At 40.9% G+C, this 16407-nt stretch carries 19 protein-coding genes; all 19 read left to right on the top strand.

Translation table 11 applies throughout. The annotated features are described in order from the left end of the window. Positions 1 to 8 precede the first annotated feature (8 nt). Positions 9 to 407, top strand: a complete 399-nt coding sequence (locus tag NCCP133_RS19760; protein WP_264806958.1) for a hypothetical protein — start codon at positions 9 to 11, stop codon at positions 405 to 407. 55 nt (positions 408 to 462) lie between these two features. Continuing rightward, on the top strand, positions 463 to 1680 hold the full coding sequence (locus tag NCCP133_RS19755; protein ID WP_264806986.1) for a phage portal protein: 1218 nt from the start codon (positions 463 to 465) through the stop codon (positions 1678 to 1680). Between the two features lie 3 nt (positions 1681 to 1683). Then, positions 1684 to 2367: a head maturation protease, ClpP-related gene (locus tag NCCP133_RS19750; RefSeq protein ID WP_264806957.1), complete on the top strand. Its 684-nt coding sequence runs from the start codon at positions 1684 to 1686 to the stop codon at positions 2365 to 2367. A 13-nt stretch (positions 2368 to 2380) separates the two neighbouring features. Further along, entirely contained in the window at positions 2381 to 3574 is a 1194-nt protein-coding gene (locus NCCP133_RS19745; protein WP_264806956.1) for a phage major capsid protein, read from the top strand. A gap of 10 nt (positions 3575 to 3584) precedes the next feature. Next, complete coding sequence (locus NCCP133_RS19740; protein ID WP_264806955.1) at positions 3585 to 3806, top strand: head fiber protein; 222 nt, start codon at positions 3585 to 3587, stop codon at positions 3804 to 3806. A gap of 18 nt (positions 3807 to 3824) precedes the next feature. Further along, positions 3825 to 4136, top strand: coding sequence for a head-tail connector protein (locus NCCP133_RS19735; RefSeq protein ID WP_264806954.1), 312 nt, complete (start codon positions 3825 to 3827; stop codon positions 4134 to 4136). After that, complete coding sequence (locus NCCP133_RS19730; RefSeq protein ID WP_264806953.1) at positions 4133 to 4468, top strand: head-tail adaptor protein; 336 nt, start codon at positions 4133 to 4135, stop codon at positions 4466 to 4468. Before NCCP133_RS19735 ends, NCCP133_RS19730 begins: the two co-directional genes overlap by 4 nt. 4 nt (positions 4469 to 4472) lie before the next feature. After that, positions 4473 to 4907 carry an HK97 gp10 family phage protein gene (locus NCCP133_RS19725; protein WP_264806952.1) on the top strand — a complete coding sequence of 145 codons (435 nt, stop codon included), beginning with the start codon at positions 4473 to 4475 and terminating at the stop codon, positions 4905 to 4907. Next, a complete protein-coding gene (locus NCCP133_RS19720) occupies positions 4904 to 5248 on the top strand; it encodes a hypothetical protein (RefSeq protein WP_264806951.1) in 345 nt (114 codons plus the stop codon). The genes NCCP133_RS19725 and NCCP133_RS19720 overlap by 4 nt, the downstream gene beginning before the upstream one ends. Then, complete coding sequence (locus NCCP133_RS19715) at positions 5249 to 6130, top strand: major tail protein (RefSeq protein WP_264806950.1); 882 nt, start codon at positions 5249 to 5251, stop codon at positions 6128 to 6130. A gap of 19 nt (positions 6131 to 6149) precedes the next feature. Next, positions 6150 to 6575, top strand: a complete 426-nt coding sequence (locus NCCP133_RS19710) for a hypothetical protein (RefSeq protein ID WP_264806949.1) — start codon at positions 6150 to 6152, stop codon at positions 6573 to 6575. 11 nt (positions 6576 to 6586) lie between these two features. Beyond that, positions 6587 to 6763 (top strand): hypothetical protein, encoded by a 177-nt coding sequence (locus NCCP133_RS19705; RefSeq protein WP_264806948.1) that lies wholly within the window; start codon positions 6587 to 6589, stop codon positions 6761 to 6763. Positions 6764 to 6821: 58 nt separating this feature from the next. Continuing rightward, positions 6822 to 9095, top strand: a complete 2274-nt coding sequence (locus NCCP133_RS19700) for a phage tail protein (protein WP_264806947.1) — start codon at positions 6822 to 6824, stop codon at positions 9093 to 9095. A gap of 15 nt (positions 9096 to 9110) precedes the next feature. Further along, complete coding sequence (locus tag NCCP133_RS19695) at positions 9111 to 10268, top strand: phage tail protein (protein ID WP_264806946.1); 1158 nt, start codon at positions 9111 to 9113, stop codon at positions 10266 to 10268. Positions 10269 to 10271: 3 nt separating this feature from the next. After that, positions 10272 to 11330 carry a hypothetical protein gene (locus NCCP133_RS19690; protein WP_264806945.1) on the top strand — a complete coding sequence of 353 codons (1059 nt, stop codon included), beginning with the start codon at positions 10272 to 10274 and terminating at the stop codon, positions 11328 to 11330. Between the two features lie 87 nt (positions 11331 to 11417). Further along, positions 11418 to 11852, top strand: coding sequence for a phage holin family protein (locus tag NCCP133_RS19685; protein WP_264806944.1), 435 nt, complete (start codon positions 11418 to 11420; stop codon positions 11850 to 11852). Continuing rightward, positions 11836 to 12819, top strand: a complete 984-nt coding sequence (locus NCCP133_RS19680; RefSeq protein ID WP_264806943.1) for an N-acetylmuramoyl-L-alanine amidase — start codon at positions 11836 to 11838, stop codon at positions 12817 to 12819. Before NCCP133_RS19685 ends, NCCP133_RS19680 begins: the two co-directional genes overlap by 17 nt. 231 nt (positions 12820 to 13050) lie before the next feature. After that, on the top strand, positions 13051 to 14652 hold the full coding sequence (locus tag NCCP133_RS19675) for a recombinase family protein (RefSeq protein ID WP_264806942.1): 1602 nt from the start codon (positions 13051 to 13053) through the stop codon (positions 14650 to 14652). An 8-nt stretch (positions 14653 to 14660) separates the two neighbouring features. Continuing rightward, a complete protein-coding gene (locus tag NCCP133_RS19670) occupies positions 14661 to 16325 on the top strand; it encodes a recombinase family protein (RefSeq protein ID WP_264806941.1) in 1665 nt (554 codons plus the stop codon). Positions 16326 to 16407 lie beyond the last annotated feature (82 nt).

Here is a 16407-nt window from a genome sequence, read left to right as displayed (position 1 = left end):
GATAGCCAGTGAAATTGCTAACTCCGGCTGCAGAATATTTTGTTACAATTGCATTAGAGGTGATAATAATGCAGGATAAGACATTGAAAAGAAATATTGAATCTGCAGGCGGATGGTTTGTTGGGGAATATGCAGCTGAGATTCTGAATAAATTTAATCAATTAGAAAACGACAAAAATTTTAAAAATGAGTTTGTTCGGGAAGTATTTCATAGTCAAGGAAGAGATAAAGATTACGGAGGTACTAGAACTCGTGTTAATGCGGTATTAAGAATTATTAAGAGCAATAAAACGGTTGAAGCTTTGGAGTACATTATTAGTTCGGATCGAATTAACAAAGAAGAGCCTAAAGCTGTACAGATGGCAAAAGACACATTAAGGGAAATCAAATCTAAGCAAACAATCTAACACTCTATCAAGGGTGTTTTTTTATGCTCTTTTTTAGGAGGTGGACACCATAAGAATTCCAATCTTATCAAGATTATTTCAATCAAGAGATGGTCCAAAAAACAACTTTTTAGGAAGTTCTTATAGCTTTTTCTTTGGTGGTACGACAAGCGGGAAAACAGTCAATGAAAGAACGGCAATGCAGACAACTGCGGTTTATGCTTGTGTGAGGATACTAGCAGAAACCATCGCGAGCCTTCCGCTTCATCTATACAGATACACTGATAATGGGAAGGAAAAAGCAGTAGAAAACAGTTTATATTTCAAGCTTCATGATGAGCCAAATGCTGAGATGACTTCGTTTGTGTTTAGAGAAACACTGATGAGTCATCTTTTATTATGGGGAAATGCCTATGCACAGATTATCCGAGATGGCAGGGGCAATGTGCTTTCACTTTACCCTTTACTTCCAGACAGGATGGTAGTGGATAGAACTTCTACTGGAGAACTTTACTATGAATATCGAAAAGATACGGGCTCGGTCATCCTTCGAAGTGAGGAAGTGCTTCATATTCCGGGACTTGGATTTGATGGTCTTGTTGGATATTCACCGATTGCTATGGCTAAAAATGCGATTGGAATGGCTCTTGCAACCGAAGAATATGGGGCTAGGTTCTTCGCTAATGGTGCAAACCCCGGGGGTGTTTTAGAGCATCCTGGTGTTGTGAAGGATCCTGCAAAAATACGAGAAAGTTGGAATGCCGTCTATCAAGGGAGCAGCAATGCCCACCGAATTGCAGTCCTTGAAGAAGGGATGAAATTTCAAAGCATCGGCATTCCACCTGAACAAGCACAGTTTTTAGAAACAAGAAAGTTTCAAACGGAGGAGATTTGTAGAATCTTTCGTGTTCCACCTCATTTGGTAGCCAACTTGGATAAAGCAACCTTCAGTAATATTGAACATCAATCAATTAGCTTTATCGACAATACGATCATGCCTTGGGTGACAAGGATTGAACAGTCCATGAAGAAGGCTCTGCTAAGTGAAACGGATAAGAAAGAGTACTTTATCAAATTTAATCTGAATGGAAGACTTCGGGGAGATGCAGGATCAAGAGCACAATTCTATCAAATCATGCGACAAAACGGGGTCATGTCAGCAAATGACATCCGAGAACTAGAAGAGATGAACCTGATCCCAGAAGAACAGGGTGGAGGCAAATATTTAGTGAACGGGAACTTTGTTGATATGTCAAAAGCCGGAGCATGGACGGAAAAATATGAGGAGGGATAAGCCATGAAGAAGTTTTGGAATTGGGTCAAGAATGAAGACGGCAGGACACTTCATCTGGATGGAGTCATTGCTGAGGAATCGTGGTATGGCGATGAAGTAACACCGAAACAGTTTAAGTCAGAGCTAAACAATGATGGTGGGGACATCACCATTTGGATTAACTCACCAGGTGGAGATGTTTTTGCAGCCAGTCAAATTTACAACATGCTCATGGATTACAAAGGGGATGTGACCGTAAAGATTGACGGAATTGCCGCTAGTGCTGCTTCAGTCATTGCAATGGCAGGTGGTGAAGTTCAAATGTCGCCCGTCTCCATGATGATGATTCATAATCCGATGACCATTGCATTTGGAGATACAGCAGAAATGAAGAAAGCGATCCAGATGCTAAGTGAGGTAAAAGAAAGCATTATCAATGCTTATGAACTTAAGACAGGTCTTTCAAGGACCAAGCTCTCGCACATGATGGATGATGAAAGTTGGTTTAATTCCAAAAAAGCGGTGGAACTTGGTTTTGCTGATGCGATCATGTTCCAAGAAGAAAGTAATCAGGATTCATCGGATGAAGGGATTATTTACAACAAAATGGCGGTGGTGAATTCCTTTTTACACAAATTGCCGCAAAGAGAGAAAAAGGGAACAGACATCACTTTATTAGACAAGAGGCTAGAACTCTTAAAATTTTAAGGAGGAGATTTGGATGAGTAAAGTATTAGAACTGCGTGAAAAACGAGCAAAAGCATGGGAACAAACAAAGGTATTTCTTGATTCAAAAAGAGGAGAAAATGGAATCCTTTCTGCCGAAGATACATCCACATATGAAAAGATGGAGGCAGAAGTTGTTAATCTTGGGAAGGAAATTGACCGTTTGGAAAGACAGCAAGCCATTGATTTAGAACTTTCCAAACCGATTAATCAGCCGATTACCTCAAAACCTACAGGAACTGAGGGGCAAAAAACAGGGCGAGCAACAGATGAATACAGACAAGCGTTCTGGAAATCGATGAGAAACAAAAGTAACTATGAAGTACAGAATGCTTTGAAGATTGGAACTGATTCTGAGGGTGGATACCTTGCTCCAGATGAGTTTGAAAGAACACTCATTGAATCATTAGAACAAGAAAATATCTTCCGCTCATTAGCTAAGGTCATCACTACTTCATCAGGAGATCGGAAAATTCCGGTCGTTGCTTCAAAAGGATCCGCTTCTTGGGTAGATGAAGAAGGTCTTATTCCTGAATCAGATGATAGCTTTGGTCAAGTTTCAATCGGGGCATATAAATTAGCCACTATGATTAAAGTTTCCGAAGAACTTTTGAATGATAGTGTGTTTAATCTTGAAGCTTATATTGCAAAAGAATTTGCCAGACGGATTGGTGCCAGAGAAGAAGAAGCTTTCTTCGTTGGAGATGGTACCGGAAAACCGACTGGCATTTTTAATGCAACAGGTGGAGCTGAACTAGGGGTTACCGGCACTTCAGCTACCGCTGTTTCGGTCGATGAGATTATGGATTTATTCTATGCCTTAAAGTCACCTTATCGTAAAAAGGCCATCTTTGTTATGAATGATGCAACTGTTAAATTGATTCGGAAGCTAAAAGACGGAAATGGTCAATACCTATGGCAACCATCAATCCAAGCAGGACAGCCTGATACAATTTTAAATCGTCCTGTAAAAACATCTGCTTATGTGCCAACAGTTGAAGCGGGTGCGAAGACGATTGCTTTTGGCGATTTCGGATATTACTGGGTAGCTGATCGACAAGGACGTTCCTTCCAGCGTTTAAATGAACTTTATGCCGCTACAGGACAAGTTGGATTTAAGGCAACACAGCGGGTGGATGGAAAGCTGATTCTTCCTGAAGCGATTAAAGTGCTTCAACAGAAAGGATAGGTGATAGTGGATGAGTAATGTAAAGAACTATACCGAACAAGGCGGAGAAAAGACGGTCATTGGAGGTTCGCTGGTTATTGTTGAAGGCGGTAAGCTGTTATTTAATGGCGCAGAAGCAAAACCGGCTGATAGCCAAGCAGATAGTACGGCTGCAGATGTTGCCAACCTGGTTAGTGATTTTAATGCTTTGTTAGCAAAACTAAAAGCATCAGGCTTGATGAACGCTGAATAAAAAAAGGAGGGAGCAGTGATGGAAGAGCTATTATCTAAGGTGAAACAAAACCTTATTCTAAATCATGATGATGACGATATTCTGCTTTCTGGTTTCATCACTGCTGCTGTTTCCTATGCGGAAAGTTATCAAAAGAAACCGGATGGCTTTTACAAAGAAAATCCGATGCATCCTACCACCGAACAAGCTGTCATCATGCTATCATCTCACTTTTATGAAAGTCGGGATGGTAGTACTGGTGGCTTTTTTGCTGACAATGTGGAAGCCAGTAAGCAAGTATGGAATGTGGTCAATATGCTCCTTCGCCTCAATAAGGAAGTGATCATATGAGTTTAGGAAAAATGAATGTAAGGATAGATATTTTTAAAGAGGAATCCAGCAAAGATGAAGAAGGCTTTGTCATCCAGGAAGAACAACTTCTAACTTCCACTCGAGCTTATAAGGAGAATCGTCATGGGAGTGAAGCTTGGAAAAATCGAGCCAGCTTCTCTGAGGCCAGCTCTCTATTTCGTTTTAGAAAACCTCGGGAACTTGAGGTAACCACGGATTTAATCATTGGCTGTAAGGAAGAGCGATACAACATTTTAAGTGTTGAGGACATCAAAGAACGAGGCATGTATGTAGAAGTGCTAGCTGAAAAAATTACGGGGTCAAAGGGGTGAGGGGGTGGCCAGAGCAGGAGTGAAAATGCCAGATGACTTTTTAGAAAGAATCTCTAAATTAAATCGTCACTTTGATGACATTGTTCCAAGAGTGCTAGAAAAGGGAGCAGAGCCAGTCATCCAGAAAGCAAAAAGGAATCTATCTGCTAGAATTGGCCAAGGTACAAAGGAACCCTCTCAGTCTTCTGGTGAATTAATAGCTTCACTTGAAACAACAAAGGCTGTCCAAGATGCAAAAGGGGACTGGAACCTTAGGGTAGGTATTCCTACAACCAAAGACAGCAAAGGAGTTTCTAATGCTTTGAAGGCAGCGGTACTGGAGTATGGGAAATCGGGGCAACCGCCTAAACCTTGGCTAAAACCTACAAAGTCAGCTACAAGAAAGGCTTGTGTTGAAGCGATGGAGAAAGCGTTGGATAAGGAGATTGAGGAACTATGAGTCTATTAAAAGACCTAAATACCTTACTTGAACCCATCGGCATACCCATTGAAACAGGTGTCTTTTCCAAGAAACCACCTGATGAGTACATTGTCATTACACCTATGTCAGACAGGTTGGATTTCTTTGCTGATAATCAGGCTCTTACCGTTATTGAAGAAGCACGGCTCTCACTTTTTACAAAAATGAATTACCAGCCAATAAAGAAACAGCTAACAAAGTTTCTTTTAAATGGAGATATAACCATAACAGATCGACAATATATCGGATTTGAAGATGATACAAAATATCATCATTATGCCATTGATGTCTTGAAAGAATATGAAATGGAGGAATATTAAATGGCAACAATCGGATTGGACCGTTTATTTTATGCCAAGATCACAGAAGATGAGAATGGCATTGAAACATATGAAAGTCCCAAAATACTAGCAAAAGCCATGACCGCAGAACTCAGTGTTGAACTCATTGAAGCCATCCTTTATGCGGATGATGGCGCATCAGAAATTGTAAAGGAATTTAATAGTGGCACATTAACCCTTGGAATTGATGATATTGGTTCAATTGCGGCACAAGATTTAACAGGAAGTAAGATTGATAGCAACAATGTCGTGGTTTCAAGAAGTGAAGATGGAGGAAGTCCTGTAGCGGTTGGATTTCGTGCCAAGAAAGCGAATGGGAAGTACCGATACTTTTGGCTGTATCGGGTTATTTTTAGCATTCCTACCACGAACCTTACGACAAAAGGTGAATCGATTACGTTTAGTAGTCCTACCATAGAAGGTACCGTTTTTAGACGAAATAAGCTAGACAGTGAAAATAAACATCCATGGAAAGCGGAAGTCACAGAAGGGGATAATGGTGTAGCCCAGGAAACCATCACGAATTGGTTCAGTACTGTATATGAGCCTGATTTTTCACCAGTGACTCCAACGATTACGGTCACCACCCAGCCCGCTGAATTAACAGAAGTAATAGAAGGTAGTATTTCTGGGAGTCTATCAGTAGTGGCGAGCACAAATACCAGTTATCCAGTTACTTATCAATGGTATGAAAATACAATCGATAGCACGACAGGTGGAACGGTTATTAATGGGGAAACCTCAGCAAGCTTTGATATCCCAACCGATCTTACTGTGGGAACTTATTATTACTACTGTGTATTAAACTCGGTTGGTGCTAGTGCTGTGAAGACAGATGTGGCTACGGTGGATGTATCTTAAAACGGGAGGATGATGAGAAGTGGCAGATGAACAAATAGAGAAGGCACCATTGGAGATTGATTATGCAGCAGAGGAAAGAAGTGCTGTTATTGAAATTGGCGGTGTGGAATACAAATTGATTTTGACCACAAAGGCTACGAAAGAAATTGCTAAACGGTATGGTGGCCTTGAGAATCTTGGGACAAAGCTAATGAATTCAAAGGATTTTGAACTAGCTTTGGATGAGATTGTCTGGCTCATCACATTGCTAGCTAATCAGTCAATCCTGATTCATAATCTGAAAAACAAGGATGATAAGAAGGAATTGCTGAAAGAGGATGAAGTGGAATTGCTAACCACTCCTTTCGAATTAGCAGAATACAAGAATGCTATTATGTCTAGCATGCTGAAAGGAACAAAGCGGCATATTCAGAGTGAACCATCAAAAAACGTGGAAGTCGGGTAAGTGATGAGGAGTTGTTTATCCGACTTATTTATTATGGTACTGCCCAATTAAATCATAGGGAAGAAGAAGTGTGGCTCATGCCTATGGGGTATTTAATGGATTTATGGGAATGTCATAAGCAGTTTACTGGAATAGCCAAGCCATTGATGGAAGTATCGATTGATGATGTGATTCCGGTGGGAATCTAGTCAAGTGCACTCAGAGATGGGTGTATTTTTTTATGCCTAAAGGAGAGGAGGTGGAGTCGTGGCAGACAATTTTGGTCTTAAAATTGGGGTTGAAGGGGAAAAAGAGTTCAAAAATGCCTTAAGAGACATCAATCGCAATTTCAAGGTACTAGGTAGTGAAATGAAACTAGTAACCTCTCAATTTGATAAGCAAGATAAATCTCTTGGTGCGATAACGGCAAGAAATGAAGTTTTAAATAAAGAGATTGATGCACAGAAGGACAAAATCGGTACCCTTGAGAAGGCCTTACAAAATGCCGCCACTTCCTTTGGTGAAAATGATAAAAGAACACAAGCTTGGCAAATCCAGCTTAATAATGCCCAGGCAGCCCTTAATGGAATGGAAAGAGAGCTTGATGAAAATAATAGAGCTTTGGAACATGCAAGTGACGGGTTTGACGATGCTGGAAAAGAAGCAGATGATTTTGCGGAAGAGATTGAGGATGCGGCTAAGACGACGGATAATGCAGGAAATAAATTTGAGAAGTTAGGATCCATTGTAAAAGGAGTAGCCGCTGGTATTGGTGTTGCAATGGCAGCAGTTGGGACGGCGGCAGTAGCCACTGGAAAGAAACTGTATGATATGGCAAACGATGCAGCTGCAGCAGGCGATGAAATTGATAAAGCAAGCCAAAGAATGGGACTTTCCAGGGAAGGTTATCAAGAATGGGAGTATGTTCTTTCTCAAAACGGTGCAAGTATTGATATTTTGGACAACGGACTGAAAAAACTGAACAACACGGTAGATGATGCCATTAACGGAAGTTCTTCAGCTGCAGATAAGTTCGCACGATTGGGTATTTCTATGGAAGATTTGCAAGGGAAAAGCCGTGAAGAAATTTTTGAGATGACCGTTGCGGGCTTACAGAGTATGACGGATGAGGGTGAAAAGGCTGCAGTTGCCAATGACCTTCTCGGTAATTCGTCTGTGGAATTAGCCGCTCTCCTTAATCAGACAGCAGAGGGAACAGAGGAACTTAAGCAAAAGGCACACGATTTGGGAATGGTGATGAGTGATGAAGGTGTAGATGCCGCTGTTAGTTATACGGATGCCATGGATAACTTTACCCGATCCTTTACAGGGGTGAAAAATAACATTGTTTCCGAGCTTCTTCCGGGTTTTACGATGATCCTTGATGGTTTGACGGGGTTAATTAGTGGACAAGAAGGTGCATCCGAAGTGTTGACGCAGGGAGCAAAGGAAACGGTCGAACAGATCGCCGAAATACTTCCAAAGATACTTGATATTTTAACCAGCCTTATTTCTGCAATTGCAGCAGTGGCACCGGATTTAATTTTAGCACTCGTAAATGGAATTATCGAAAATCTCCCGACACTGATTGAAGCGGCAACCAATATTATTATGACATTAGTCAATGGATTAATAGAAGCTTTACCTCATATTACAGAAGGCGCACTCCAACTGGTTCTTACTTTAGTAAATGGAATTATTGAAAATTTACCAGCTCTTGTGGAAGCAGCTCTTGTCATGATTGTGACCTTGGCAGAAGGAATAGGAGAAGCCCTGCCTGAACTAATTCCAACGATCGTGGAAACTGTCCTATTAATAGCAGAAACACTGATTAACAATTTAGATATGGTACTGGATGCCGCCTTTAAAATTATTGAAGGACTAGCGATGGGGCTTATCAATGCATTACCAAGATTAATAGAGGCTCTTCCATCCATTATTATGGCAATTCTTAATTTCATAACAGGAAACCTACCAAAGATTATTGAGATGGGCATTCAGCTTATCATTCAATTAGCTGCTGGCCTTATTAAAGCTATTCCTCAATTAGTAGCACAACTGCCACGGATCGTTTCCGCAATCCTTGTAGGAATAGGAAAAGCTGCTCTTTCCATCGGAGAAATTGGGGTTAATATTGTCAAAGGTCTCTGGAACGGGATTTCCTCCATGGTTGGATGGATCAAAAGCAAGGTTAGTAATTTTGTTGGTGGTATTGTCAGTGGTGTGAAAGGAGTCCTTGGGATTCATTCTCCTTCAAAAGTTTTTGCTGGTATTGGTGAAAACATGGGAGAAGGGATAGGTGTTGGTTTTTCAGATGCCATGAAAGATGTTGAAAATGATATGGAAGGAGCTATTCCGACCGATTTTGATTTAGATATGGATAGCGTGGTTACTGGAGTTGGTGGGGGAAGCAGTGGGGCAGTGTTTGATGTGACGATTCCATTGACGATTGATGGAAATGTATTGACCCGAATTATTGCTCAGCTTCAATGGAATCAAAATACAGTGACCGTCAGAAACTTAGGAGTCGCAGGTTCGTAAAAGGAGGGCAGATTGGTGATAGAGATTTATTCAGGAAATACACTCATTCAAACAATTAGAAAAGTAATGTCAGCGAACTTAAGAGAAACACTTGAAGGTGAGTTTACGCTATCTTTTACAGTTCTAGCCAAGTCTGCCCTTGCCTTAAAGACAAAGCAACTGGCCAAGCTAAACAATCAATTTTTTGAAATTGTACAAATCTCGAAGTCTATGCAAGGTAGTCTACCAGTTTGTTCGGTGACTTGTGAGCATGTGACTTACATTTTAAATGATGAGATATTTAATATAGATGTGTTTGATTTTACGGGAGATCCTGCAGCTGGGTTGAATCAGCTATTATTGGGAACTCCTTTTTCAGCAGGAACGTTTGATTTTACAGAAAGCTGCACGATGAAAATTAACCAAGAAGTGACAAGAAGGGCAGCCCTCATGCAATACATTGCGATTTTGGGCGGCGAAATTGAATATGACGGCTATTTGATTAACATTCGAAAACATCGAGGCAGTAGTGAGTATCAGCAAGTGATGGGTTCAAAAAACGTCACGGATGTATCGGTTTCTCATGATTCAAGGGAAAATGCCTCTTCATATAATATTTCTTTCTTTAAACTTTTGAATCTAGCAGTCGGAGATAATGTGCATATTGTGTTCAAGCCACTCGGTATTGATGTGAAAACAAGGATCATCTCTTTGGAATACAATCCCTTTTATCGTTATGACATTCGAGTGGAAGTAGGGAGATATAAGCCGAGTATTTCGGATACCTTTTATCGCATTGAAAACTCGATGAACAAAGTGGAAAGTTCACTAAATGATGTGGGCAGTTCTGTTAATGGTCTTCAGTACCAAATGGACCAGCTGGGAGTTTCCTATACGATAGTAAAGAATTTGACTATTGATGCAACTATGATTCATGTAACCTATGAAGTTGAAAAAGGGGATACGCATCAGTACTTTGCTGATTATAGTTATACAACTGATAGTAACGGACGAATCACAAGTATTACTTTGGAAGAAATCTTTTCGGAGTTGTTGTTAAAAGAAGTATCAACTTTGACAGTAGATGCTGCAAGGTTTGATATTGTCTATGCCGATGGAGAGACGGCAAGTTACAACTATTCAACAGATAGCAGCGGCAGAATTACTGGGATCGAAAAGGTGGAGGTGGGATAGACCATGAGTTATCACAGCAACTTTAACAATACACTAGCAATTTGGACTGCTTTTGGTGGTAGAGGTGGACTCATTCTGCCCATCCCCACCTTGAGTTGGCAAAAGAAATATTATTATGATTTTGGTTACACCCAGTATGGAAGCGAAAAGCAAATCAAAGTTCATGATAATGGGAATGCACAGATTGCTGTGTACTATGCCAAAACACCGTATATGTCGTATTTTAATAAAGGTACTGGAGAATGGACAGTGGTCGATGTTCCTTGGTGGAGCTACGGCCAACCAGAAATTCTGTGGGCTGGTGGTGGAGTGTTTTTAGCAAAGATTGTAGGATTGGCTAATCTTATTGCTTCTTTTGATGGCGTCACTTGGCACAATGCTGGGTACTGTCAGGGAGCCCAGAACTCGATGACCACAGGAGCCTATGACTCTAGTGTTGGTTCTGGGGTTGTTAGCTGGTGGTATTATAAATCACCTGTCTATTACAGCTTCGATTCTTTAACAGAAAGAACAGCCTGGACATTGGTCGGAGCGGATGGTTCATCAGTTCCCATCTTTAGTTACATGACCACTCATAAAGGAAAGTTTGTGGGTGTTGTTGGTGGAGATCGTTCCATTGCAGCAGCAAGCACTTCCAGCCCTGGTTCTTGGGCAACAACCATTCCAGAGGATTTAAATACATATTATATGTATGTCCGTTCGGTTAACGATAAGCTTTTTGTAATGAAATATCGCTATGTTAGTGGGATTTTTCATGTAAATCTTTGTGTAATGAACGACAGTGCGACCGAGCTTACAGAAACTAATTTATCTCATGTCGGGGATCTCGCCAATAATAACATTCCAAATCCAGAAAATATCATCTGGATGGAAGATTGGGGAAAATATGCTTTGTTTAAGGAAAGCATGCTGTATGTCTCAGCTGATGGACTGACTTGGGAAGGAGTCGAGCAACCGGGGTTTACAACAACCAATTCAGATACATTTGGTGGAGCTATCTATGTTCCAGGTGACGGATTTTATGTGAAGGCTAGTGGTTATGTGTATTACGCACCCTATTAAATAATGAAAATACAGGCGCTTTGTGATTCCTTATCACAGGCGTCTTTTTATATAGATTAAAACAGGTTGGAGAGCGAGGGGAGAAACATGGCAATAAAAGAGTTTTGGATAGTTGTACAAACAGTAATTGCAGCAGTGGGCGGTTGGTTGGGCTGGCTCCTTGGGGGAATTGATGGTTTTTTATACGCTCTTATTATTTTTGTGATTGTAGACTACATTACTGGCATTATGGTTGCGATTATTAATCGAGAGCTTTCTAGTGAAATTGGTGCACGAGGGATTTTCAAAAAGATCCTTATTTTTATACTTGTCGGCATTGCTCATATCATTGACAGCCGACTGATTGGTGAGGGTAGTGTCATTCGCACAGCCGTCATCTTTTTTTATCTTTCCAATGAAGGAATAAGCATTATGGAAAATTCAACAAGGATTGGACTTCCGGTACCACAGAAATTGAAAGATGTCTTAGCTCAATTGAATGGAAAAGCGAAGGGAGAAGATCAGAATGGAACTAAACGTTAAGTATATGACGAGAAATGATTGTTTTACAGCTGGAAAGAAGATTGCTCCCAAAGGAATTATGGTCCACTCTACCGCTACACCAGGTGTTATGGCTGCAGACTGGTTCAGCCGTTGGAATAAGTCTTACAAAGCGGGTGAAACCAATCGTCAGGTTGCAGTTCATGCCTTTGTTGATGATAAAGGGGTGTGGCAGTACTTGCCTTGGAATCATCGTGGTTGGCATGCTGGCGGAGCTGCAAATAATACGCACATTGGTTTTGAGATTTGTGAGCCTGGTGGATTTTCTTATGGAAAAGGATCTGCGATGGTAGGCTATAACGTTTCAAAGAACGAAGGCTATTTTAGAAAGGCTTGGCAGAATGCAGTGGATCTTTGTGTAAAGCTCTGCCGGGAATATGATTTAACTGAAGAAGATATTATTTGCCATTCTGAAGGAGCTAGTAAAAGAATCGCAAGCAATCATGCGGATGTGATGCATTGGTTTCCGAAGCATGGTGAAAGTATGGATACTTTCCGTGCTGCAGTACGTACTTCCTTAAATAAAGAAAACAGTCATGCATCAGGAGCGCCAGGCATTCAGGTCGGGGATGTGGTGGCTGTAAAAGATTCAGCCAATAGATATTATCCAGGTGGGGCTGAGATTCCAGATTGGGTAAGGACAGGCTCCTACCACAAAGTAACACAAATTGTATCCAGTGGAAAGGCAGTCGTAAAGGGTGGTAGACAATGTGTGTTGCTTGGCAAAAAAATAGATAAGAAGACAGGAAAAGAATCGGCAGGGATTATGAGTTGGATTGAGACAGGCTCCTTGATCGTCTTGAAATCTTCTAATCCAATTAAAAAGCCTCCAGATGGGAAGGCATTATATCGTGTGCAAGTTGGAGCATTTTCAGATAAGAAAAATGCAGAAGTATTGCTAGAAAAAATGAAGAAAGCCGGATTTGATGGCTTTATTAAGAAGGGTTAAAGCGGCATTACAAGGGCTGATAGTTCTCAGGGTATCAGCTCTTTTTTCTGCTTTTTATCCATTTAATTACTTGCTATTAGGATGGAATTAAGTGATATATACAATAACCAAAAAAGCTGAAGAACCTTGATACAGAGCGGATTCAGCAGAATATTTTTTTGGGTGACCATGATTGAATAGTATTGTCCAGGTGTTACGAAAAAGGGATGAAATTTGAAAGGAGGCCAAAACATGGCAGAAACATTATTTGGTTCATTTGCAAAAAGCTCAGGTGGTCTTTCAGTAATGGATCCACCTGCAGAACAACCTAAGAAATTAAGAGTGGCTGCATATGTACGAGTCAGCAGCCTTTCGGATGAACAGGAAGGGTCATTTGATAACCAGAAAACGCATTACACTCAATTAATTCGCTCCACACCGGGATGGAAGATGGTTGACATTTATACAGACCAAGGAAGGACTGGAACTTCGATGGCGAAGCGGCCAGGCTTTAATCGAATGATCCGACACGCTTATGAAAAGAAAATTGATATTATTCTTTGCAAGTCGGTGTCTAGATTTGCGAGAAATGTACTGGACGCCATTAACACGATTCGAGAACTGACCGAGCTTGGTGTTCGAATTATTTTTGACAAAGAAAATATTGATACAGGCGATATGGCAAGTGAGTTTATCCTTACCATGTTATCTGCGACAGCACAGGAAGAAAGCCGAAGTATTTCAGAGAATATAAACTGGGCTCTAGAAAAGCGGTATGAAAGAGGTGAACCAGTCTTTGTTAGAAAGCTGGGCTACCAAAAGAACGAAAAGAAAGAATGGATCATTATAGAAGAAGAAGCGCACATTGTTCGAGAAGCATTTGAGGAAGCGTTGAATGGAAAGACACCTGCTCAAATTGCTAAGCAATTCATAAAAAAGAGATATAAGAAAATTAACGGGCGAACAGATTGGTCTTCCGCCACAGTTCGATTGATACTACTCAATCGGGACTACACAGGGGATGTGGTTTGCCAGAAATTCTATACAGAAAGTTACCTTTCACATAAGAGAGTGGCCAATAATGGAGAACGAAATCAGTATTTTATTGAGAACCACCATGAACCGATTGTGAGCCGAGAAACATTTGAAGCAGTTCAACGAGAACTAGAGAGGCGTAAAAAACCGAATAAAACTAAAAAGGTGAACCGCTACCCACTTTCCAGCCGAATTCAATGTGGGAAATGCGGAGGGAATTTACATCGATTTCTTTGCAAAGAAGTTGTTAGATGGCGGTGTGAGAATAACGTAAAAAGTAAAGAACTGTGTACTACGCGAAGCATTAAAGAAGAGGTGATTAGGGAAGCCATGCAAGAAGCATTTCTCGAGCGTTACCGGCTGGCACGGTTTATGTACGACATGGAGAGAATGAAAAAGGATCTTACAAGAGCTGTTGCTGCAAGGGACTTTTCTTACAACAGACTTCGCTTGGATTTAGAACAAATTTTATTAGAAGAGAACATTGCACTGATTAATGCAAATGGGGCTGAAGCGGATAGTACAGATAAGAAACTTGAGGAACTGGCATCGAAAAGAGCATCTATTGAAAAAGAACTAAAGATAAGGGAGGATTGGTGGGAGCTACTGGATCAAGACTTTGCTTTTAGAGAAGAAGCAAAGACAAAACTCAAGGAACTAGATGCAGTGAGGGATCCATCTAAACAATTACAAAAAGAACTTCAAAATATTTCATTTTTAAGGGCATGGGTAGTGCGTGTAAAAGCGATAACACCAATGTCCTTTTGTATGCATTGGATTGACGGTAAGGAAACAATAGTTGATTTAAGAAAGGGGTAGGAAAAGAGATGAGTAACCATCAAAGTCCCTCAAGGGTACGGATAATTCCGGCAAAAGCCAGAACAGGTCGTACTGAAGAGAATCCTGATGGACAAAAGAAACGCATTGCTGTTTATGCCCGCGTATCAACTGCATCAGAAATGCAGGCAAGCAGTTATGACCTCCAAGTGGCTCATTATAAAGATTATGTAAGTAAAAACCCAGCTTGGATACTTGTTGATGTGTATGCAGATGAAGGGATATCAGGAACTTCTACAAAGAACCGTACAGAATTTAACCGAATGATACAAGATTGTGAAGAAGGGCGGATTGACTATATTTTGACAAAGTCAATCAGCCGCTTCGCACGTAACACTCTTGACTGCATTTCCCGAATAAGGATGCTCAAGAATCTACGTCCTGCCGTGGGCGTTTTCTTCGAAAAGGAAAATATTGATACACTAGATTCGAAGTCAGAGCTTTTCCTAACCATCTTATCCTCGATGGCACAGGAAGAAAGCCGCAGTGTAAGTGAAAATACGAAATGGGGAGTACAAAAGAGGTTTCAACAAGGAATTGTTCATATGCCGACTACATTCTTCCTGGGCTATGACACAACTGAAGATGGAGAAATCATTATCAACGAAGAGCAAGCAGAGGTGGTAAGAAGAATTTTTCGAGAATTCCTAGAAGGCAAAGGGTGTCCTAGAATTGCAAAAGGCCTGACAAAAGACGGATTAAAGACAGGAAAGGGGAATAAAACGTGGACGTCAGATGCGGTTTATAAAATCTTAAAACAAGAGAAGTACCAAGGCCACTGTTTAGCACAGAAGACCGTTACGATTGATTTTTTAACCCATAAACGCGTTCGCAACCACGATATTCAGCCACAATATTATGTGAAGAATACCCACCCGGCAATTATCAGCGAAGAAACCTTTGAAGCCGTTCAACAAGAAATAAAAAGGCGAAGTTTGATGATGAGGGACCCGGATAAAAAGTATCGGCAACACTTTAGTGGACACAGCCCATTTTCTAATCAGTACTTTTGCGGAGAATGTGGAAGGCCGGTGATACGAAGGCGGATGACTTCAAGCAGGAAGGGTGAGAAGTATTACATTTCTGCTTGGCAATGCCGAGTGACTGCAGGACGAGATCCAGACTATAAGGATTGTAAAACAAGCTATGTCCATGAGACTGACCTTGAAAATGCATTTATGAAAATAATAAGAGATATGAAAGAGAACTTCGATGAAGTAATTGAGGAAGCAGAACAGGCCATTGCAAAAGCATCCCTCTCGCCACCGGAACAACAAAGGCTGGAGGAGTTAAACACGCAAATTGAAGCCATAACCGATCGCATCAGTGACCTAGCCGCGAAAGAATCGGCCACAAGGGATGCCATTTACGATGCAACATTAAGACATCTCATCTATGAACAGGAAATTCTCCAACAGGAGCGGGACAGCCTGGAGGAAAACATGCAGGAGCAACTTTATTTAGAAAAGCAATTCCAATCGCTCCTAGTCTTATTAGAAGAAACTGAGAAACTAGAAGACTTTGATGTATCGCTTTTCAAAAAAACAATCGAGCGAGGCATTATTTATAAGGAACGAATAGTTGAATTTCAGTTTAAATGCGGAGTGAAACGAACCCTTTGTGTAAGAGAACGAAAAACACCAAAAAAGAAATAAGCTAAACCTAATTAACTCAACTTTCGCACCGATATAACGTGAGCCAATCGGTGCGGCTGTAAAGCGCTTCTGCAATTTAACT

The sequence above is a fragment of the Cytobacillus sp. NCCP-133 genome (assembly GCF_026011715.1).
Taxonomy (GTDB): Bacteria; Bacillota; Bacilli; order Bacillales; family Cytobacillaceae; genus Cytobacillus.
This window is presented reverse-complemented; position numbering and strand designations above follow the sequence as displayed.

Excerpts from the sequence above, each read along its gene's own strand:
- NCCP133_RS19750 (WP_264806957.1), top strand. The coding sequence starts at position 1,684 with ATGAAGAAGTTTTGGAATTGGGTCAAGAATGAAGACGGCAGGACACTT.
- NCCP133_RS19745 (WP_264806956.1), top strand. The coding sequence starts at position 2,381 with ATGAGTAAAGTATTAGAACTGCGTGAAAAACGAGCAAAAGCATGGGAA.
- NCCP133_RS19740 (WP_264806955.1), top strand. The coding sequence starts at position 3,585 with ATGAGTAATGTAAAGAACTATACCGAACAAGGCGGAGAAAAGACGGTC.
- NCCP133_RS19735 (WP_264806954.1), top strand. The coding sequence starts at position 3,825 with ATGGAAGAGCTATTATCTAAGGTGAAACAAAACCTTATTCTAAATCAT.
- NCCP133_RS19730 (WP_264806953.1), top strand. The coding sequence starts at position 4,133 with ATGAGTTTAGGAAAAATGAATGTAAGGATAGATATTTTTAAAGAGGAA.
- NCCP133_RS19720 (WP_264806951.1), top strand. The coding sequence starts at position 4,904 with ATGAGTCTATTAAAAGACCTAAATACCTTACTTGAACCCATCGGCATA.
- NCCP133_RS19715 (WP_264806950.1), top strand. The coding sequence starts at position 5,249 with ATGGCAACAATCGGATTGGACCGTTTATTTTATGCCAAGATCACAGAA.
- NCCP133_RS19690 (WP_264806945.1), top strand. The coding sequence starts at position 10,272 with ATGAGTTATCACAGCAACTTTAACAATACACTAGCAATTTGGACTGCT.
- NCCP133_RS19685 (WP_264806944.1), top strand. The coding sequence starts at position 11,418 with ATGGCAATAAAAGAGTTTTGGATAGTTGTACAAACAGTAATTGCAGCA.
- NCCP133_RS19680 (WP_264806943.1), top strand. The coding sequence starts at position 11,836 with ATGGAACTAAACGTTAAGTATATGACGAGAAATGATTGTTTTACAGCT.
- NCCP133_RS19675 (WP_264806942.1), top strand. The coding sequence starts at position 13,051 with ATGGCAGAAACATTATTTGGTTCATTTGCAAAAAGCTCAGGTGGTCTT.
- NCCP133_RS19670 (WP_264806941.1), top strand. The coding sequence starts at position 14,661 with ATGAGTAACCATCAAAGTCCCTCAAGGGTACGGATAATTCCGGCAAAA.